The sequence below is a fragment of the Arthrobacter sp. 01T425 genome, from assembly GCF_056398725.1.
The window spans coordinates 37291-56871 of record NZ_JBFTPY010000001.1 but is presented as its reverse complement, the minus strand read 5'-3'; the positions used below and the strand labels follow the sequence as shown (position 1 = coordinate 56871).

The window sequence follows — 19581 nt, the reverse complement described above, 5'->3', positions numbered from 1 at the left end:
CCGGGGCGGCACAAGCAAGTCCTACCGCTGAGGAGTGAGGTCACCCGGCACGGGTGAGGCGCCGCACCTCACCGGGGGCACAGAATGAAGGTGCAGCGGTCCGTCGGATCGCCTCGAACCCCAAGAAGAAGCGGAGGTCATACGCATGACTGAGACACTCGATGAACTGGGGCCGGTCGACTGGATCGTCGTTGAATTCCCCGGACCCGATTTCGGCAAGGGCCAGATCGCCCCGTTCCTGGAGGACCTGATCCAGCGTGACCTCGTCAGGGTGCTCGACATGGTGTTCCTAAGGAAGATGGAGGACGGCACTCTCGAGACGGCGGAGATCTCCGATCTGGACCCGAGCGAGCTCGGCGAGGTGCGCACGGCCGAGGCCGACCTGGCCATGGTGCTCTCTGAGCAGGATGTCATGGACCTGGCCGAGACGATCGCGCCCGGCCACTCCGCCGCGGTGCTCGTCTGGGAGAACCTGTGGGCGGCCCCGTTCGGCACGGCAGTCCGCAAGGCCGGCGGCCAACTCGTGGCCAGCGGCCGGATCCCGACCCAGGCCGTCATCGCCGCCTTCCAGGCCGATGCCGAAGACCAGTCCCCTGAAGAAGCGATAGAAGGAGCCTGACATGCCACTGGCAGCACGACGCAGACGCAGGACCGCAGCCGCCGTCGGCGGGGCCGTTGTCGTCGCCCACGGGATCAACCGTCGCGGCGACCGCCGGGAAGACCGCCGTGACGACCGCGGCGACCGCCGGGAAGACCGCCGCGACTAACACCCGCGGCTGACCCCCGCGACTGACAACGCGGAGCCGGCCCCGGGCACCCGCAGGTGCGCATGACTCCTCCCGGGTCGTGCGCACCTGAACAATGCCCGCTCCCCCAACCGGGGAAGCGCCCCTGGACGGCGATCTGACGAATTTGGTCACACTGCTTTGGGCCGCACTGTTTTTGGGCAAGGTGTTTTTGGGCAAAGCAAAGTGTTTTTGGGCAAAGGGGAAGCCCCATCAGCGTTAGCCGTTGGTGGGGCTTCGACTTTTCGATTGTCACGTGACGTCATAGACAATCTGGCGGGATCCTTAGACTTCCAGGTCTTCCTACCTCGTCACTGGTAGCCATCATCTGACTTTGCCGAAGGCTGCGTCGGATGAGTGTCACTGAATCTTTGGTTCCTGCGTCCCTCTTCTTTCGAAGTGGGTAAGTTCCATTGTTGTCCTCCGGCCTGCTGTGCACAAGAGCCCCGGCAGAACTACATCGGAGTAGTTCTGCCGGGGCTCCCGGGAGGCCGGGCAGCGGCCCGGCCCGGCGTGTTCAGGCCTAGTTAAAGACCGGGCTTTCGGTACGGCTGCGCTTGATTTCGAAGAAGTACGGGAAGGATGCCAGGGTCACCGTGGCGTCCCAGATCTGTCCTGCTTCCTCGCCGCGCGGGATGCGCGTCAGGACCGGGCCGAAGAAGGCCGTGCCGTTGAAGGCGACGACGGGTGTGCCCACGTCCTGTCCGACCAGCGAGATGCCTGCCTCGTGGCTGGCGCGCAGCTTTGCATCGAATTCGTCGCTCTGGCCCGCGGCGGCAAGCTCGGCCGGCAGTCCGGCCTCGGCCAGCGACTTGGCGATGACCTCGTCAATGTCCTTGATGCCTTCGTTGTGGATCTTGGTGCCCATGGAGTCATAGAGCGCCTTGATGAATTCGGCACCGTGCTGTTCAGCGGCGGCGGTGATGACGCGGACCGGAGCCCACGCCTTCTTCATGAACTCGCGGTACTGCTCGGGCAGTTCCTCGCGGCCCTCATTGAGCACGGCGAGGCTCATGACATGCCACTCGGTCTTGATGTCGCGGACTTCTTCGACTTCACCGATCCAGCGGGAGGTGACCCAGGCGAAGGGGCACATCGGGTCGAACCAGAAGTCGGCTTTGTTGGTCATGGTTTCAGACACAGGTGTTCTCCTTAGGGAAGTCTGCGGGGAAAGCGCCGGCGCGGATCACGCACACGGCGCGCTAAAATTACAGCGACCTTGGCCGCGTTAATATTCCGGATCAGGCGGATTTGCGCCGTTTGACCTCGTCGTGGGCGATCATCGTGGGCGTCGCCTTCTTGGTCACGACCTCTTCGGTGATCACGACGCTGGCGACGTCGTCGCGGCTGGGGAGGTCGAACATGACCGGGAGCAGGACTTCCTCCATGATGGCGCGCAGCCCCCGGGCCCCGGTGCCGCGCTCCAGCGCCTGGTCGGCAATGGTGTTGAGGGCCTCGTCCTCGAAGATGAGCTCGACGCCGTCGAGCTGGAACATCTTCTGGTACTGCTTGACGAGGGCATTCTTCGGCGTCGAGAGGATCTGGATGAGCGCGGCGCGGTCCAGGTTGGAGACGGTGGTGATGACGGGCAACCGGCCGATGAACTCCGGGATCAGCCCGAACTTGAGCAGGTCTTCCGGCATGACCTCGCCGTAGGAATCCGTGGTGTTCTTGACCTCGTTGAGCGGGGCGCCGAATCCGATGCCCTTGCGCCCGGACCGCGAACCGATGATGTCCTCGAGCCCCGCGAAGGCGCCGGCCACGATGAAGAGCACGTTGGTGGTGTCGATCTGGATGAATTCCTGGTGCGGGTGCTTGCGTCCGCCCTGCGGCGGGACCGAGGCCACCGTGCCCTCGAGGATTTTCAGGAGCGCCTGCTGCACGCCCTCCCCCGAGACGTCCCGGGTAATGGACGGATTCTCGCTCTTGCGTGAGATCTTGTCGATCTCATCGATGTAGATGATGCCCTGCTCGGCCTTTTTGACGTCGTAGTCGGCGGCCTGGATGAGTTTGAGGAGGATGTTCTCAACGTCCTCACCGACGTAGCCGGCTTCGGTCAGGGCCGTGGCGTCGGCGACGGCGAACGGGACGTTGAGGCGGCGGGCGAGGGTTTGGGCCAGATAGGTCTTGCCGCAGCCGGTGGGTCCGATCAGCAGGATGTTGGACTTGGCGATCTCGACGTCGTCGTGGTGCACGCCGTCGGCGAGGCTGCCGCTCTTCGGCGCGTGGCCGGCCTGAATCCGCTTGTAGTGGTTGTACACCGCGACGGCGAGCGAACGCTTGGCGGGTTCCTGGCCAATCACGTATTCCTGCAGGAAATCAAAGATTTCGCGGGGCTTGGGCAACTCGAAACTGCCCAGGTCAGCTACTTCCGCGAGTTCCTCTTCGATGATCTCGTTGCAGAGTTCGATGCACTCGTCGCAGATGTAGACGCCGGGCCCGGCAATGAGCTTGCGGACCTGCTTCTGGCTCTTTCCGCAGAAAGAACACTTCAGCAGATCTGTGCTCTCGCCAATCCGAGCCATGTGTGAACCCCTTTAGTAGCTTGCTGCTGGCTGTGACATGTTCCACTCTAGGTCACTTTGGGCCCGTTGGGTGGAAAGCGGACGCCGGTGCGGCCAAGTAAAAATGCCGCACCGGCGCCGCGGATTGCTGATTAGCGCGCGATTGCCTGGGGCTTGATCTTGCGGGAATCGAGGACCTGGTCAATGAGGCCGTACTGCATGGCCTCGGCGGCCGTGAGGATCTTGTCCCGCTCGATGTCGTTGTTGACCTGTTCCGGCGTCCGGCCGGAGTGCTTGGCCAGCGTGTCCTCGAGCCAGGAGCGCATGCGCATGACCTCGGCGGCCTGGATCTCCAGGTCCGAGGCCTGCCCGCCCTGTCCGCCGGACAGCGAAGGCTGGTGGATCAGTACGCGGGCGTTCGGCAGTGCGAGGCGCTTGCCCGGCGTGCCGGCCGCGAGCAGCACGGCGGCGGCGCTGGCCGCCTGGCCGAGGCAGACGGTCTGGATCTCGGGCCGGATGTACGTCATGGTGTCGTAGATCGCGGTCATGGCGGTGAAGGAACCGCCAGGCGAGTTGATGTAGAGCGTGATGTCGCGGTCCGGGTCGGTGGACTCGAGCACCAGCAGCTGGGCCATGACGTCGTCGGCCGAGGCGTCGTCGACCTGGACGCCGAGGAAGATGATGCGGTCCTCGAACAGCTTGGTGTACGGGTCCTGGCGCTTGAAGCCGTAGGGGGTGCGCTCTTCGAACTGGGGCAGCACGTAGCGGCTGCTCGGCAGGTTGCCGGCAGTCGAACCGAAGTTGTAGTTCATGTTCATTGCTCCTGAATTCATTGCTGTCTACCTGCCGGTCAGTTCTCGGTGGCTGTCGCAGCGCCGCCGCTGTTCCCGGAGCCGTTGGCGTTGGTTCCGCCGCCGCCTGCCACGGATCCGGCGTGTGCGGCGATCTTGTCGAAGAAGCCGTATTCGAGGGCTTCCGGGGCCGTGAACCACTTGTCGCGGTCGTTGTCCTTGAGGATGGTGTCCACACTCTGGCCGGTCTGGTCCGCGGTCAGCTCGGCCATGACTTTCTTCATGTGCAGGATCAGCTCGGCCTGGATCTTGATGTCCGACGCCGTGCCGCCGATGCCGCCGGAGGGCTGGTGCATGAGGATGCGGGCGTTGGGGGTGGCGTAGCGCTTGCCCTTGGTGCCGGAGGAGAGCAGGAACTGGCCCATGGACGCGGCGAGGCCGGTGGCGACCGTGACAACATCGTTCGGGATGAACTGCATGGTGTCGTAGATGGCCATGCCGGCGGTGACGGAGCCGCCGGGTGAGTTGATGTAAAGGTAGATGTCCCTTTCAGGATTCTCCGCCGAGAGCAGCAGCAGCTGGGAGCAGATCGCGTTGGCGTTATCGTCGCGGACCTCGGAGCCGAGCCAGATGATGCGCTCTTTCAGCAGGCGGTTGTAAATGTAGTTATCCTGGGCTGCCGGATCGACCGTGGCCATCCGGGGTGTCCCTGCTTGCTGTGACATATGTACTTACCTCTCGCTGGCGACGGTGACGCCACTGGACGACATCACTGAACTTTCCTACAGCGACACTAACCGTTTTCACGCCCGCTTTGTTCGCTGGCGCCGGGCTGTTCGCTGACGGCGCACGATTGCCGGGACCCCGCGCGCCGGGTCCTGGATGCGGGCCCTTCCCGGCTCCCGAACAGACCGTGCCGGCCGGGCATGGCCGAAGGCGGGGGCTTAAAACAGGCGGCCCCCGGATCGGTGATCCGGGGGCCGACTGTTCTAAGTCTCAGTGACTGCTAGAACTTCACTGCTGCGGGGTCATCGCTCGGCGTGGCCTCGGTGCTGGCTTCTGCCGAAGCCGCTTCGTCCTCAACGGTCTCGGCGGCCGGGGCGGCTTCGTCGCCGGGGCGGACGAAGTCGCTCAGGTCAACCTTGTTGCCCTCGGAGTCGGTGACCTCGGCCTGGCCCAGCACGACGGCCAGTGCCTTGCGGCGGCGGACCTCGGAAACCATCATGGGCACCTGGCCGCTCTGATCGATGATCTGGGCGAACTGGTTCGGATCCATGCCGTACTGGCTGGCGGTGGTGACGATGTAGTCGATCAGCTCGTTCTGGCTGACGTTGACTTCTTCCTTCTCCGCGATGGCGTCGAGGATGATCTCGTTCTGGAAGGCGCGCTCGGTGTTGGCCTTGACCTCGGCGCGGTGCTCCTCGGTGTCGTGCTCGCCTTCACCGTGGGCGTTTTCGGCGTTGAAGTGCTGCTCGAGCTGCTCTTCGACGATCGACGCCGGGACGGGAACCTCGACGAGCTCAACGAGCTTGTCCAGGACCTTGTCGCGGGCCTCGACGCCCTGGTCAACAATCTTGGACTCAGCGGCCTGCTTGGCGAGGTCCTCACGGAGTTCGGCCAGGGTGTCGAATTCGCTGGCGAGCTGGGCGAAGTCGTCGTCGGCGACGGGGAGCTCGCGCTCCTTGACGGCCTTGACGGTGACCTTGACCTGAGCGGACTCGCCGGCGTGCTCGCCGCCGACCAGCGTGGTGTCAAAGATGGCGTCCTCGTCGGCGCTGAGGCCGGTGACGGCCTCGTCGAGGCCTTCGAGCATGGTGCCGGCGCCAACCTGGTAGGACAGGCCGGAAGCGGAGTCAACATCGGCGCCGTCGATCGAGGCTGCGATGTCGATCGTCAGGAAGTCGCCATCGGCGGCCGGGCGGTCCACGGACTTCAGCGTGCCGAAGCGGCCGCGGAGCTCGTCCAGGGCCTTGTCGACGTCGGCGTCGGAGGACTCGGCGGCGGCGACCTCAACCTTGATGCCTGCGTAGTCGGGCAGTTCGATTTCGGGGCGGATGTCAACCTCGGCGTGGAACTTGAGCTCGCCGTCGGTGGCGGACGGGTCCGGAACCTCGGTGATCTCGACCTCGGGACGGCTCAACGGGCGGATGCCGGTTTCCTGCACGGCGGCCTGGTACCAGCCGTTGAGGCCTTCGTTGATGGCCGTCTCCAGGACGTAGCCGCGGCCAACGCGCTGGTCAATGAGCTTGGAGGGGACCTTGCCCTTGCGGAAACCGGGGACCTGGATCTGCGAAGCAACAGTCTTGTATGCCTCTGCGATGCTGGGCTTCAATTCCTCAAAGGGGACCTCAACATTGAGCTTGACCCGCGTGGGGGTGAGGTTCTCGACAGCGCTCTTCACAGTCTAAGTACTCCTGGTGTGGGGGGTATGGGGTTCTGCATTGCCACGTGCTGGCAGTGCTTGCAGAGTCGGGGTGACAGGATTTGAACCTGCGACTTCCTGCTCCCAAAGCAGGCGCTCTAGCCAAGCTGAGCTACACCCCGTAAGTGCACAGAACAGTCTACGGTCATACTGTGCCGATTTGCACATTTGACACCGGGGCCTTGAATTGGGTTTAGTTGTATCCGGCTTGAACAGCCGCCCGGAAGTTTTGCTGGAGTTCCAGTGAGATCCCGGGGACGTAGCTTAATGGTAAAGCCTCAGTCTTCCAAACTGATTACGCGGGTTCGATTCCCGTCGTCCCCTCAGAAATATGACGAAAAAAGCCCCTCTCCGGAGGGGCTTTTTTCGTTGCCCTCCAGGCCCCGGCGGCCGGGGCTTGGAAGGGCAGGCGTGCAAGGGCAGGCGTACCGGCTCAGGCCTGCTGGCAGGCGGGGCACCAGTACAGCTTCCGGGCGCCGAGCTCGGTCAGCGCCACCGGCGTTCCGCAGTCGCGGCAGTCGAGTCCGTGCCGCCGGTAGACGAAGTGCGCCTCCTCCGCGGCGGGCAGCACGCCGCGGGCTTCGCCGGCTCCGGCCCCGTTCCAGTACTGCGGCGTCGTGGTGATAATCCGTCCGTCCCGGACGCCGTCGGACATCATGGCCGCGGTGTCGTCCCAGAGCCGGCGGGCCGCGTCCGGTGACAGTTCGGCGCCGGGCAGCCAGGGGTTGAGCCGCTGCCGGAACAGCAGTTCGGCCCGGTAGACGTTCCCGACGCCGGCAATCACCTTTTGGTCCATCAGCAGGGCCGCCAGCGGTGTGCGTTTGGCCGCCACGCTGGCGCTGAAGGTGTGCCGGTCTCCCGGAAGGTTCCGCAGCGGGTCCGGGCCGAGCCGCGCCAGTATGGCCGCCGCTTCCGCGTCCGTGATCGCCTCGCACGTGGTCGCGCCGCGGAGATCGGCCCAGCCGTGCGCGCCGGCGAGCCGGACGCGGACGGCACCGACCGGCGCGGGCGGGCCCTCATATGCGGCCGGCCCGGCCGCCTCAGCGTCGTCGTAGACTTCCCGCTCCCCCACCTTCCGGGGCGCGCCAATGCTGGAGGCGCCCCGGAAGGTGGCGTCACCGCCGAAATCCCAGGCGCCATAGAGGCCCAGGTGGACGTGCAGGAGAAGCCCGTGCCCGAACTCCAGGAAGAGGTGCTTTCCGTGCGCCACGGAACTGACGAGGGTGTGGCCGTCCAGCAGCGCCGCGCCCTGGGCAAACCGGCCCTGCGGACTGGAGACCGCGAGCCGCTCCCCCGCGAAGACGTCCCCGAACTGGCGGGCCAGCCGGTGGACGGAATGCCCCTCCGGCACTAGTCGATGACCTCGCCGGTGCGCTCGTACGTGGCGATCTTGCCGATCCGGCGGACGTGGCGCTCATCGTTGCTGAAGGGTTCGGCCAGGAACGCCTCGATGATTTCCGTGGCCTCGTCGACGCTGTGCTGGCGGCCGCCGACGGCGACGACGTTGGCGTCGTTGTGCTCACGTGCCAGCTGGGCGGTGGACAGGTTCCAGGCCAGCGCGGCACGGACGCCCTTGACCTTGTTGGCGGCGATCTGCTCGCCATTGCCAGAGCCGCCGAGGACTATGCCGAGGGCGTGGGTTCCGGCCTCCTGGTCCGCGACGACGGCGAGGGCGGCGTTGATGCAGAACGACGGGTAGTCATCCAGGGCGTCGTAGACCTTCGGTCCGTGGTCCACCACCTCATAGCCCTTGGCGCCGAGGTGGCTGACCAGGTGGGCGCTGAGCTCCATTCCGGCGTGGTCGGTGGCAATGTGCACGCGGGGCAGGTCAGAAATGGTCACGGCTGTTCCGTTCGGTTGCGGCGCCGGGCGGCGGCCGGGGCGGTTGGGGTCTGGTCCAAGCGTACTAGGCCGGGCCTCCCGGGACCTTGCTGCAGCCCGCCGGACCCCTCACTGGACGGTCGTGTTACACAGGCCCGGCACGCCGTCGTACTCCGCCGTCCTGCTCCACCGTCCTACTCCACCGGGGACCGACACCGCCGTGCTACACGGCCGTGCTACACGGCGGTGGTCCCGCCGTTCCGCCGGGCCCTGTCCGCCACCCGGGACAGCGTTTGGGCGATATTGTCCGCCGCGGTGGCACTGCCGCCGCTCACCGCCAGCCGGCGCCCGTCCGAGCGGTCGATGACCACCGCGGGGCCGCTGCTGACCAGCATCGCGGTGGTGTTGCCATGGGTCCGGTAACCCCACCCGCCATAGTCTGCCGCCGTGACGTCCCTGGGCGTCGCGGCGTCGATGGCCGCGGCCGGAACCTCCATGACCCGGACGAAGCCTGCCGCGAAGACGTGCAGGCCGCCGCGGTCAACCCGGATCCGGGCCACCAGGAACGCCGCGGCCACCAGGGCCGCCGCCACCAGGAGGACAGACAGCCACGGCACGGCAACAGTCAGGAGGGCGGCCGGCAGAAGCGTTGCGATGCCGAGCATGACGAAGATGGAGCTGCGGGCGTGGACCCAGAGGCTGACCCGGTCCCTGGCCAAATCCGGATCCTGTTCGCGCTCAAGGGCCTGCCGGACGGCGACGTCGTCATCAACGGACCAGCGCTCGTCGGCCTTGAAGACAAAACCCATCACAATGCCCAGGCCGAGGGCCGCGCCGCTGCCGAGGGCCAGGACCGAGGCGTCCACATGGGATCCCCGCGCATCGGGCAGGCCCAGCTGGCCCACGAGCACGGCGGCAAGGACTGTGGCGACGAACAGGCTCATGGACAGGCCGGCGCCCATCATGATGCGGCGCATCATCGCGGGGCGCGACAGCGGCACGGCCTGCAGCAGCACGGCCCAGCCGATCACCACGATCAGCGAGGCTCCGGCTCCCGCGACTGTCACGAACGGCGCGAAGTCGGCGGCACCGGCGGCGGTCCAGCGGACGGCCAGCGGCTCGGGCAGATCCGGGCGTACCAGAAGCGCACACACAACGAATCCTGCCGCCAGCATCAGGGGGAAACCGATGGCAAAGCGCAGCGCCCTGGCATCGACGGAGTCACGGATCTTTCCCATGCTCCAACGCTACCGCGGACGCACCTTGATGGATCTGGGGACGTGCGCGCAGGTCAGGAGGTGGACGGGAAGCAAATGTGGCATCAGGCATGTAGTCCGGCGCCCGGACCTCGCCACGAGCAAGAAGAGACCGCCGGGGCAACGTCAACGTGGCCGCCCCAACCGCACCCATCTGACACGAATGGCCGCCAAGGGCATCGGCTAGGCGGCCATTCGTGGCAAATCGTGGGCTGGATGCCGAGGCCTTGGGGCCGGTTGTGACCGGGCTAACTTGCCAAGGGCCGCTAACGTGAAAGAATAATTTCACAGTATCGCCGGCGACCGCGGCCGCGGCCGGCCGGCAGTATCCATCTTCTTCTGGAGGCCCCTTTGCCCGGTATGAACCTGACCCGCGCCGAAGCCCGCGAGCGCGCCGCCCTGATCGACGTCGACTCCTACGAGGTCAGCCTGGACCTGACCCGCGGCGAGAAGGTCTTCGGCTCCACCACGGCCGTGAAGTTCCGGGCCAAGCCGGGCTCGTCGACCTTCATCGACGCCGTCACCCACGCCGTGCACAGCGTGAGCCTCAACGGCCGCGAACTGGATCCGGCCGAGGTCTCCGACGGCGTCCGGATCCAGCTCCCGGACCTCGCGGCCGAGAACCACCTGCTGGTGGTCGCCGACGCCCCGTACATGAACACCGGTGAAGGCCTGCACCGCTTCGTGGATCCGGTGGACAACGAGGTCTACCTGTACACCCAGTTCGAGGTCCCGGATTCGCGGCGCATGTTCGCCGTCTTCGAACAGCCCGACCTGAAGGCCAGCTTCACGTTCACCGTCACCGCCCCCTCGCACTGGGATGTCGTGTCCAACTCCCCCACCCCGGTGCCGGTGGAGACCATCCCCGGCGCGGATGGGGGCGCCCGCTCTGTCTGGGAGTTCACGCCGACACCGCGGCTGTCCTCCTATGTCACCGCGCTGATCGCCGGGCCGTACCAGTCGGTGCGCAGCGAGGTCACGTCGGCGGCGGGCAAGGTCACCCCGCTGGGCATCTTCGCCCGCAAGTCGCTCATGCAGTACCTCGATGCGGACAACATCTTCGAGCTCACCCGGCAGGGCTTCGAGTTCTTCGAGGCCCAGTTCGGCTGCCCGTACCCGTTCGAGAAGTACGACCAGCTCTTCGTGCCGGAGTTCAACGCCGGCGCCATGGAGAACGCCGGGGCCGTCACCATCCTGGAAGGCTACGTCTTCCGCGGCAAGGTCACCGACGCCCAGGTGGAACGCCGCGCCATCACCGTGCTGCACGAGCTCGCGCACATGTGGTTCGGCGACCTCGTCACCATGCGCTGGTGGAACGACCTCTGGCTCAACGAGTCCTTCGCCGAATACATGTCCCACCTGGCCGCCGTCGAGAACACCGAGTTCGGCCACGCCTGGACCACGTTCGCCTCCGTGGAGAAGTCCTGGGCCTACCGGCAGGATCAGCTGCCCACCACGCACCCGATCTTCGCCGAGATCAACGACCTCCAGGACGTCGAGGTGAACTTCGACGGGATCACCTACGCCAAGGGCGCGTCGGTGCTGCGCCAGCTCGTCGCCTGGGTGGGCCCGGAGCAATTCATGTCCGGGGTGCGGGAGTACTTCAGCAAGCACGCCTGGCAGAACACCGAGCTCAGCGACCTCATGGCCGAACTCGAGAAGGCCAGCGGCCGCGACCTGGAACGGTGGGGGCAGCTCTGGCTGGAGACCGCCGGCGTGAACACCCTGACACCGGAAATCTCGGCGGCCGCGGACGGCACCATCGAGTCCTTCGCCATCGTGCAGTCGGCGATCGAGAGCGAACCGACCCTGCGCCCGCACCGCCTCGCGGTCGGCTTCTACAACCTCAACGGGGCCGGCAAGCTGGAGCGGGTGCACCGCGAGGAGCTCGACGTCGACGGCGAGCGCACCGAAGTTCCGGCCCTGGCCGGCCTGGCCCAGCCGGACCTGATCCTGCTCAATGACGACGACCTCGCCTATGCCAAGGTGCGCCTGGATCCGAAGTCCCTCGCCACCGCAACGGCGCACCTGAAGGACTTCAGCCAGAGCCTCCCCCGCACGCTCGTGTGGGGCTCGGCCTGGGATGCGGCGCGCGACGGCGAGTCCCCGGCCCGCGGGTACGTGGAGCTGATCCTCGCCAACATTGCCGAGGAATCCGATTCCTCCGTGATCCTGGTCCAGCTCCGGCAGCTGGCCACCACGCTGACTTTCTACGTGGCCGAGGAGCACCAGGAGGCGACCGCCGTGGCCGCGGCCGACAAGCTCTGGGAGCTCGCCTCGGCGGTGCCGGCCGGCTCGGACGCCCAGCTGCAGTTCGTGAAGTCCTACGCCCTGCTGGCCCGCAGTGCCGGGCAGCTGGACACGGTCTCGGGGCTGCTGGACGGCTCACTTTCCCTCGATGGGCTGAGCGTGGACCAGGACCTGCGGTGGGAGCTGCTGGCCTCCCTCGTGGCCGGCGGCCGCGCCGGGCAGGAGCGGATCGACGAGGAACTGGAGCACGACAACACCTCCAACGGCCAGAACGCGGCGGCCCTGGCCAAGGCCGCCATCCCCACCCCGAAGGCCAAGGCCGAGGCCTGGGAATCGATCGTGGTCAAGGGCGATCTGTCCAACGCCCTGCAGGGCTCCGCGGTGACCGGCTTTACCCGGGTCCTGGACACGTCCCTGCTCGAGCCGTACGCCGAGAAGTACTTCGAGGCCGTCCCCGGCATCATGGCCAGCCGCACCCACGCGCTTGCCTCGCAGATCGTCGTCGGGCTCTACCCGGCCCAGCTGACCACGCAGGCCACGGTGGACCGCACGGATGAGTTCCTGGCCTCGCTGCCGGAGGGCAGTGCGGCGCTGCGCCGGATGATGCTGGAGAACCGCGACGGCGTTGCCCGCGCCCTGCGCGCCCGCCAGGCCGACGTCGGCTAACGACCAAGGCACCGGACCCCCGAAAGCCTGGAACCCCGGCGCCGCCCCTGTGCGGCGCCGGGGTTCTGTCGTTCTAGGCTGGAGTCATGAGCCTTGACGAACATCACTATGCGCTGACCGTCCGCTGGACCGGGAACCGCGGGGCCGGGACGTCCTCGTACCGCGGTTACTCACGGGACCACGACGTCGAGATCCCCGGGCTGCCGGTGCTGCGCGGCTCGGCCGATCCGACCTTCCACGGGAACCGGGAGCGCTACAACCCCGAACAGCTGCTGCTGGCCGCGCTCTCGCAGTGCCACATGCTCTCCTTCCTGCACGTGGCCGTGAAGCACGGCGTTGTGGTGACGGCCTACGAGGACCGGGCCGAGGGCCTGATGCGGACCAACAGGGACGGCAGCGGGCAGTTCGAATCCGTCACGCTGAAGCCCCGGGTGACGGTGGCGGAAGCGGCGGCACCGGATGTCCTCGAGGAACTCCACGTGGAGGCCAACAAGGTCTGTTTCATCGCCCGCAGCGTGAACTTCCCGGTGTTGCACGAGCCGACGGCTGTGGTGGAGGGCCAGGCTGACTGAATAGTTTTCAGGCGGCGCCGTCAGCCGGGTCGGCCGAGGCCTCTGCCCGGTACTCGGACACCAGCCGGCGCTCCGTCTCCGGGCTCATTCCGGCCTTGCGTTCACGGCCGAGTCCGCGGCGGCGTTCATCCGCCAGGGTGTCCCGCAGCGTGTCCATCCAGGGCCGGAGCCGCAGCCCTGCTGTCCGGGCAGCGTCGTTGCTGCGGGTCGCGAAGCCCTCGTGGCCTGGCGGCAGCCACAGCGGCAGCGAGTCCGGGCCGGCCCAGTAGTTCGCACCGTGCGACGCCAGCCAGTCCTCGGGGGCGACAACCACCTCTGAGTCGGCGTCGGCCAGCTGGCGGGCTTCCTCCAGGTAGGCGGCAAAGGGCACCGGCTCACCGACGGCGTTCAGCGCCCCTGTGGTTCCGTTTTCGGCGGCGGTGAGGATCCAGGCCGCGAGGTCGCGGACGTCGATGATCTGGGTGGCGTCGGCGGGGATGTCCGGGACCAGGACGGGATCGTTGTCCCGGGCGAATCGGGCCGGCCAGTACCCGTAGCGGTCGGAGCCGTCCCCGGGGCCGCCGATCAGGCCGGCGCGGCAGAGGTGCGCCTTGTCCCCTGCCAGTTCCCGGGTCAGGTGCTCGATCGCGGACTTGGCCTCGCCGTAGTTATCCATGGTCAGTTCCGTGCCCGGGGCCAGCGGCGGGAGCATCTGGGCGTCTTCGGCCTCGCCGGCCACTGAGTGGTCAGCGTAGACCGAGCAGCTGGAGATGAAGGTCCAGTGCCGGGCCGAGCCGGCCAGCGTCTCGAGGGCCTCCCGCGCCTGGGCGGGGTCCCGCGAGACGTCGACGACGGCGTCCCACCCGCCGCTGCCGGCGGCCCCTTGGTACGCGGCCTTCCCCTGCGCGCGGTCCGCGCGCAGCCAGGTGGCGCCGTCGGGCGGCGCGGCGGCGGTACCGCGGGCCAGGCATGTAACGTCGTGACCGGCGGCGAGGGCCTGCCGGGCTATTTCAGCTGACAGGAAGACGGTGCCGCCAAGGACCAGGATGCGCATGGGGCCACGCTACGGCGCTAATGTTGAAGTAGACCAGAGCGTTATGCGCCCGGCGAACGCCAGCCGTCTTTCCGGACGCCCAGCCCTGCTGCCGGCCGGCGGCAGGGCTGCAGTAAACAAGGAGTTTTCCCTCACCGATGATCAGCCTGACCACCATCGAACCAATCACCGCGCCGGACATCTCGGCTGTCAACCTGCCAGGTGGCCTCATCAGCCTGGGCATCGGCGTCGCCGTGTGGCTGGTGGCATCCTTCGTGATCACCGGAATCACCAAACGGGTCGCGGCGGGCAGCACACTTTTCAAGAAGTCGCACTTCCGCTGGGTGGCTCCGGCGTTCCGCGCCCTGGACCACGAACGCCGCGTCCAGCGGGCAGAGACTATCGGCGCACTGCTCCGCAGCGTGGTCGGCGTCCTGATCGCCGTCCTCACCATCGTGTACGTGCTCAAGTACCTGAACGTGGACGTGGCTCCCATCCTGACGAGCGTCGGGATCCTCGGTGTGGCGATCGGCTTCGGTGCCCAGCAGTTGATCCGCGACTTCCTCGCCGGCATCTTCATTACCTTCGAGGACCAGTACGGCATTGGCGACATTATCGAGACTTCCGAGGTGGTGGGCACGGTCGAGGCCATGAACCTGCGGATCACCCGGGTCCGGGCCGACGACGGCACCATCTGGTACCTGCGCAACGGCGAAATCCTGCGCGTGGGCAACCGCTCCCAGGGCACATACATTCCGCCCGAGACGTCCCCGGCGGACGAGGCCGACAGCGCACCCCAGCAGAAGGCCGGAGAATAGTGAAATGACGATTCCCAGCGCCAGCGACCCCAGCCAGTCCAGGCAACTGCTGCAGAACGATCCGTTCAGCCAGCCCGGCTACACGGACAACTTCTATGACGCCGTGGGCGGCCACGAGACATTTGTGAAGCTCATCGACGTCTTCTACGACGGCGTCGCAACAGATCCGCTGTTGCGCGCCATGTACCCGGAAGAGGACCTTGGCCCGGCCAAGCGGCGCTTCCTGATGTTCCTGGAACAGTACTGGGGCGGGCCGACGACGTACGGCGAGGAGCGCGGGCATCCGCGGCTGCGGATGCGCCACATGCCGTTCCGGGTGACGCCGGAGGCCAAGGAGCGCTGGCTGTTCCACATGCGTGCCGCGGTGGATGCCCTGGAACTGCCGCCGCTGTATGAGGGAACGCTCTGGGATTACATGGAGCGGGCAGCCCTGTCCATGGTGAACAGCCCGTCAGAGGCCTGAGCGCGGAGGGCGCCGGAGCTTCCTAGAGCCCGGTGCCGGTCCGGACCAGCACGTGGCCGCGGGTGCCGCTGAGCCGGAACCAGCGCCCGGCGCGGTAGAGCCGTTGTTCGCTCTCTGCCAGGAAACCCAGGGTGAGCGCGGCGAACGCGGCCCCGGCCGGCAGGCCGCCGGCGTCGGGCAGTTCCCGGCCCCAGACCGTTGCCCTGGCGTTGTTGACGATCAGCGCACCGGGCTTGTCCGGAATGATCGCGGCGATCTCCCTGATCCCGGCCTCCGCTGCGGTCCGCAGGGCAGTGTCCTGGACGGTGCCGAGCAGTTCCCAGCCGGCCCGCGGCGCGCCGATCCCGGCCCACGACTCGCTGACGGTCACCGGCGGGACGGGAAGTTCGACGTCGTGCTCCCCCGCCCGTGCCAGACGGTCCAGCACGGCGGACAGCGGCACTGTCACGTCAGTGTCCGCCGGCTGTGCCAGCGCCATGGTCCGCAGGCCCAGGATGGTGGGGGTGGATTCGCCCAGGAGCCGGGGCCGCAGGACGCAGACGTAGGCGGCCAGGACGGGGCCCGCGGCCTGGAGCCGGATGGCGCCGTCGTCAATGGACCTGGCGCGCGTCGCGAAGGTGCGCAGGTCGTCGAGGTCGCGGGGATCGGTGAACTGCAGGGGCTGGGTTAGGACATCAGACACACTACTGACTCTACCGGCTGCGCTTCTTTGGAGCGGCGCTGGACGCCGTCTAGAGTCAGACCATGACTGAAGCCGAAGCCGGACTGCTGGGGCTCCCGACCCAGGACCCCACCTCCTCGCTCATCCAACTTCTCAACCTCGGCGAGCTCGAGGGCGCCCGGACGGACGAGGACATCTTCATGGGTCCCTCCCAGCAACAGCCCAAGCAGCGCGTCTTTGGCGGCCAGGTGCTGGCGCAGTCCCTGATAGCCGGCAGCCGCACCGTCGATCCGGACCGCAGCGTGCACTCCATGCACGGCTACTTCCTCCGGCCCGGCGACGCCAACAAGCCGATCACCTTCGGTGTGCAGCGACTGCGCGACGGGCGGTCCTTCTCGGCCCGCCGGGTCCACGCCTATCAGGAGGGCATGCCCATCCTGTCGATGATCGCGTCCTTCCAGGCCGAGGACGAGGGGATCGAGCACCAGTCCGAGATGCCCGCCGGGATCCCGGACCCCGAATCGCTGCCGAGCACGGCCGACCTGCTGGGCAAGTTCGATCACCCCGTGGCCCGGCACTGGGCCTACGAGCGGCCGTTCGACATCCGCCACGTCGATCCGGCACTGTATGTCTCGGCCAAGGGACCCCGGGAAGCCCGCAACGCCGTGTGGATGAAGACTTTCGGTCCGATGCCCGACGACGCCGGCCTGCACCGGGCGGCCCTGGCCTACGCGAGCGACTACACCTTGCTCGAATCCATCCTCCGCAAGCACGGCATGAGCTGGATTACGCCGGGGATGTCCGTGGCAAGCCTGGACCACGCCATGTGGTGGCACCGGCCGGTCAGGGTCGACGAGTGGCTCCTGTACGTCCAGGAATCGCCCAGCGCGCAGGGCGCACGGGGCCTCGCGACGGGCAAAATCTTCAGCCGGGACGGCCGGCACGTGGCGACGGTGGCCCAGGAAGGCATGATCCGCGTCCCGAACGACTTCAAAAACACCGACCTGAAGAACACAGAGAAGGGCGCCGTGCAGGCCGCCGTCTGATCGAGGGCGCTGCAGCACCAGATCCGCAAGGCCGAGGGCTGCCAGTACTCCCCAGCAGCGGCTGGGACACGGTGTCCTCGGCACACGGCGTCAACGGCACACAGCGTCAACGGCACACAGGCCCACCGCACACAAAAAGCCGGCTCCCCCTGAAACAGTTCAGGCGGGAGCCGGCTTTTTTCGTGGCGCTGTAAGCCTTGCGGGCTTAGTCGCGGGTGAGGCGGCGGTGGGTTACGCGGTGCGGCTTGGCCGCATCCGGGCCCAGGCGCTCGACCTTGTTCTCCTCGTAGGACTCGAAGTTGCCCTCGAACCAGTACCACTTGGACGGGTTCTCCTCGTCGCCTTCGTAGGCGAGGATGTGGGTGGCCACCCGGTCCAGGAACCAGCGGTCGTGCGAGACGACGACGGCGCAGCCCGGGAATTCGAGCAGGGCGTTTTCGAGGCTGCTGAGGGTTTCGACGTCGAGGTCGTTGGTCGGTTCGTCGAGGAGCAGCAGGTTGCCACCCTGCTTGAGGGTCAGCGCCAGGTTGAGGCGGTTGCGCTCACCACCGGAGAGCACCCCGGCCTTCTTCTGCTGGTCCGGGCCCTTGAAGCCGAAAGCGGCCACGTAGGCGCGGGACGGCATTTCGAGGTGGCCGACCTGGATGTAGTCGAGGCCGTCGGAGACGACCTCCCACAGGGTCTTGTTCGGGTCAATGCCGCCGCGGCTCTGGTCGGCGTAGGAGATCTTGACGGAATCGCCGATCTTCAGTTCGCCGCCGTCGAGCGGTTCCAGGCCCACGATGGTCTTGAAGAGGGTCGATTTGCCGACGCCGTTGGGGCCGATGACTCCGACGATGCCGTTGCGGGGCAGGCTGAAGGACAGCCCGTCGATCAGGGTGCGGTCATCGAAGCCCTTCTGGAGCCCCTTGGCCTCCAGCACGAGCCCGCCCAGGCGCGGGCCCGGCGGGATCTGGATCTCTTCGAAGTCGAGCTTGCGGGTACGGTCTGCCTCGGCAGCCATTTCCTCGTAGCGGGCCAGACGGGCCTTGGACTTGGTCTGGCGTCCCTTGGCGTTGGACCGGACCCATTCGAGTTCCTCGGTCAGGCGCTTGGCCTGCTTGGCGTCCTTCTTGCCCTGGACCTCCAGGCGGGCGCGCTTCTTCTCCAGGTACGTGGAGTAGTTGCCCTCGTACGGGTACAGGTGGCCGCGGTCGACTTCGGCGATCCACTCGGCCACGTGGTCGAGGAAGTACCGGTCGTGGGTGACGGCAAGGACGGCACCGGAGTAGCTGGAGAGGTGCTGCTCCAGCCACAGCACGCTCTCGGCGTCAAGGTGGTTGGTGGGCTCGTCGAGGAGCAACAGGTCCGGCTTCTGCAGCAGGAGCTTGCACAGCGCGACGCGGCGGCGCTCACCACCGGAGAGCAGGGTGACGTCGGCGTCGGCGGGCGGGCAGCGCAGTGCGTCCATAGCCTGTTCCAGCTGGGAATCGATGTCCCAGGCGTCGGCCGCGTCGATCGCTTCCTGCAGCTGTCCCATTTCCTCGAGGAGGGCATCGTAGTCAGCGTCGGGGCTGGCCATTTCCTCGGAGATCGCGTTGAAGCGCTGGATCTTGCCGTAGATTTCGCCGACGCCTTCCTGGACGTTGCCCAGGACGGTCTTGTCTTCGTTCAGCGGCGGCTCCTGCAGCAGGATGCCTACCGTGTAGCCGGGGCTGAGCCGGGCCTCACCGTTGGAGGGAGTGTCCAGGCCGGCCATGATCTTGAGAATGGTGGACTTACCGGCACCATTCGGGCCGACAACGCCAATCTTGGCCCCCGGGAAGAAGGACATGCTTACGTCATCGAGGATGAGTTTTTCGCCGACAGCCTTACGGGCCTTGGTCATTGTGTAGATAAATTCCGCCATGCCTACAAATCTAGTGGTTCGGGCGGGATAACTCACATTCCGTGAGCCCGGATCGGCCACTTAACGGCGTCCGGGGGTTCGGCTCAGTCCCGGACGCCCACGAGGCAGCCGCCGGAGGCCAGACCCGGCAGCACAGCGACGGTGACGCTGCCGGTGCGGATCTGGGCCACGATGCAGTCGCTGCCGTCGCGCACTCCGGCCTCGACGGCGTCGACAGCCAGACCGGTGGGCGTCCGCCCGGCTGTGACTTCCACAGCGTCGGCCGGAATCCCTGCCTTAACCAACGACGCGCGGAGGCCCGCCGTTTCGGGCTGACCGCCGGCGCGGATGGCGGCGTTCAGGACCGCCTCGACCGTGGACTTCATGGCGGATTCCCTGTCGGGTTTCAGGCCGGGTTTCGCCACCGGCGACGTCGTGGCTGCCGGTGCCGGCGACGCAGTGGCTGCCGGTGCCGGGGACGTTGCGGAAGGTGTCCCCTGAGAATCCGCGGCTTCAGAAGCCATGGCTCCGCTGCTGCCGGCCGGCGTCGCACAGGCGGAGGCCGAAAGCAGGAGCACCAAGGTTGCGGCGGCCGGAACGGCCCAGCCGCCGCGACGGGCGTCCCCTCCCGCAGTGCGAGTGGGGCC

Annotated in this window: 19 protein-coding genes and 2 tRNA genes; 8 read left to right on the top strand and 13 right to left on the bottom strand. The window is 67.1% G+C overall.

Translation table 11 applies throughout. The annotated features are described in order from the left end of the window. The first annotated feature begins 145 nt into the window (after window positions 1-145). Window positions 146-619 carry a DUF6325 family protein gene (locus tag AC1DNG_RS00315; protein ID WP_476886344.1) on the top strand — a complete coding sequence of 158 codons (474 nt, stop codon included), beginning with the start codon at window positions 146-148 and terminating at the stop codon, window positions 617-619. 1 nt (window position 620) lies between these two features. Further along, entirely contained in the window at window positions 621-767 is a 147-nt protein-coding gene (locus tag AC1DNG_RS00310) for a hypothetical protein (protein ID WP_155855732.1), read from the top strand. Between the two features lie 541 nt (window positions 768-1308). Here the strand turns inward: AC1DNG_RS00310 and AC1DNG_RS00305 are convergent. The 6 genes from AC1DNG_RS00305 to AC1DNG_RS00280 form a co-directional block, all read right to left on the bottom strand. Then, window positions 1309-1914, bottom strand: a complete 606-nt coding sequence (locus tag AC1DNG_RS00305) for a mycothiol-dependent nitroreductase Rv2466c family protein (protein WP_459386006.1) — start codon at window positions 1912-1914, stop codon at window positions 1309-1311. 112 nt (window positions 1915-2026) lie between these two features. Next, a complete protein-coding gene (clpX, locus tag AC1DNG_RS00300) occupies window positions 2027-3310 on the bottom strand; it encodes an ATP-dependent Clp protease ATP-binding subunit ClpX (protein WP_476856918.1) in 1284 nt (427 codons plus the stop codon). 131 nt (window positions 3311-3441) lie between these two features. Further along, the gene (locus AC1DNG_RS00295) at window positions 3442-4101 is read right to left on the bottom strand and encodes an ATP-dependent Clp protease proteolytic subunit (RefSeq protein ID WP_026266422.1); all 660 of its coding nucleotides are present in this window, start codon (window positions 4099-4101) and stop codon (window positions 3442-3444) included. Window positions 4102-4139: 38 nt separating this feature from the next. Then, complete coding sequence (locus tag AC1DNG_RS00290) at window positions 4140-4778, bottom strand: ATP-dependent Clp protease proteolytic subunit (RefSeq protein ID WP_028277848.1); 639 nt, start codon at window positions 4776-4778, stop codon at window positions 4140-4142. 308 nt (window positions 4779-5086) lie between these two features. After that, entirely contained in the window at window positions 5087-6481 is a 1395-nt protein-coding gene (tig, locus tag AC1DNG_RS00285) for a trigger factor (protein ID WP_476850146.1), read from the bottom strand. 68 nt (window positions 6482-6549) lie between these two features. Beyond that, a tRNA-Pro gene (locus AC1DNG_RS00280) sits at window positions 6550-6624 on the bottom strand. A 131-nt stretch (window positions 6625-6755) separates the two neighbouring features. Here AC1DNG_RS00280 and AC1DNG_RS00275 point away from each other — a divergent pair. Beyond that, window positions 6756-6826: transfer RNA gene (locus AC1DNG_RS00275), tRNA-Gly, on the top strand. Between the two features lie 109 nt (window positions 6827-6935). Here the strand turns inward: AC1DNG_RS00275 and AC1DNG_RS00270 are convergent. The 3 genes from AC1DNG_RS00270 to AC1DNG_RS00260 all read right to left on the bottom strand — a co-directional run bounded on the left by AC1DNG_RS00270 (window position 6936) and on the right by AC1DNG_RS00260 (window position 9561). Then, entirely contained in the window at window positions 6936-7853 is a 918-nt protein-coding gene (locus tag AC1DNG_RS00270) for an Fpg/Nei family DNA glycosylase (protein WP_476886343.1), read from the bottom strand. After that, window positions 7853-8344: a ribose-5-phosphate isomerase gene (locus AC1DNG_RS00265; protein ID WP_290370304.1), complete on the bottom strand. Its 492-nt coding sequence runs from the start codon at window positions 8342-8344 to the stop codon at window positions 7853-7855. The genes AC1DNG_RS00270 and AC1DNG_RS00265 overlap by 1 nt, the downstream gene beginning before the upstream one ends. Before the next feature lie 215 nt (window positions 8345-8559). Further along, on the bottom strand, window positions 8560-9561 hold the full coding sequence (locus tag AC1DNG_RS00260) for a hypothetical protein (RefSeq protein ID WP_476871689.1): 1002 nt from the start codon (window positions 9559-9561) through the stop codon (window positions 8560-8562). 378 nt (window positions 9562-9939) lie between these two features. Here AC1DNG_RS00260 and pepN point away from each other — a divergent pair, with 378 nt between their 5' ends. Beyond that, window positions 9940-12495: an aminopeptidase N gene (pepN, locus tag AC1DNG_RS00255; protein ID WP_476886342.1), complete on the top strand. Its 2556-nt coding sequence runs from the start codon at window positions 9940-9942 to the stop codon at window positions 12493-12495. Window positions 12496-12581: 86 nt separating this feature from the next. Next, window positions 12582-13067 (top strand): OsmC family protein, encoded by a 486-nt coding sequence (locus tag AC1DNG_RS00250; RefSeq protein WP_476886341.1) that lies wholly within the window; start codon window positions 12582-12584, stop codon window positions 13065-13067. A 7-nt stretch (window positions 13068-13074) separates the two neighbouring features. Here AC1DNG_RS00250 and AC1DNG_RS00245 read toward each other — a convergent pair whose 3' ends face one another. Further along, entirely contained in the window at window positions 13075-14100 is a 1026-nt protein-coding gene (locus AC1DNG_RS00245) for an NAD-dependent epimerase/dehydratase family protein (protein ID WP_476886340.1), read from the bottom strand. Between the two features lie 137 nt (window positions 14101-14237). Between AC1DNG_RS00245 and AC1DNG_RS00240 the strand changes: the two genes are divergently transcribed. Together AC1DNG_RS00240 and AC1DNG_RS00235 are read left to right on the top strand one after the other, a co-directional pair. Beyond that, window positions 14238-14897, top strand: coding sequence for a mechanosensitive ion channel family protein (locus tag AC1DNG_RS00240; protein WP_028277840.1), 660 nt, complete (start codon window positions 14238-14240; stop codon window positions 14895-14897). A 4-nt stretch (window positions 14898-14901) separates the two neighbouring features. Next, window positions 14902-15360 carry a globin gene (locus AC1DNG_RS00235; protein ID WP_476886339.1) on the top strand — a complete coding sequence of 153 codons (459 nt, stop codon included), beginning with the start codon at window positions 14902-14904 and terminating at the stop codon, window positions 15358-15360. Window positions 15361-15382: 22 nt separating this feature from the next. On the opposite strand, the gene AC1DNG_RS00230 is transcribed toward AC1DNG_RS00235, so the two are convergent. Continuing rightward, window positions 15383-16042, bottom strand: coding sequence for a DUF8185 domain-containing protein (locus AC1DNG_RS00230; RefSeq protein ID WP_476856923.1), 660 nt, complete (start codon window positions 16040-16042; stop codon window positions 15383-15385). Window positions 16043-16104: 62 nt separating this feature from the next. Here AC1DNG_RS00230 and AC1DNG_RS00225 point away from each other — a divergent pair, with 62 nt between their 5' ends. Then, window positions 16105-17067 carry an acyl-CoA thioesterase gene (locus AC1DNG_RS00225; RefSeq protein WP_476850152.1) on the top strand — a complete coding sequence of 321 codons (963 nt, stop codon included), beginning with the start codon at window positions 16105-16107 and terminating at the stop codon, window positions 17065-17067. Between the two features lie 205 nt (window positions 17068-17272). Here the strand turns inward: AC1DNG_RS00225 and ettA are convergent, their stop codons facing one another. Continuing rightward, window positions 17273-18955, bottom strand: a complete 1683-nt coding sequence (ettA, locus tag AC1DNG_RS00220) for an energy-dependent translational throttle protein EttA (protein ID WP_476886338.1) — start codon at window positions 18953-18955, stop codon at window positions 17273-17275. Between the two features lie 83 nt (window positions 18956-19038). After that, window positions 19039-19320: a DUF6993 domain-containing protein gene (locus tag AC1DNG_RS00215; protein WP_476858309.1), complete on the bottom strand. Its 282-nt coding sequence runs from the start codon at window positions 19318-19320 to the stop codon at window positions 19039-19041. Between the last annotated feature and the right edge of the window lie 261 nt (window positions 19321-19581).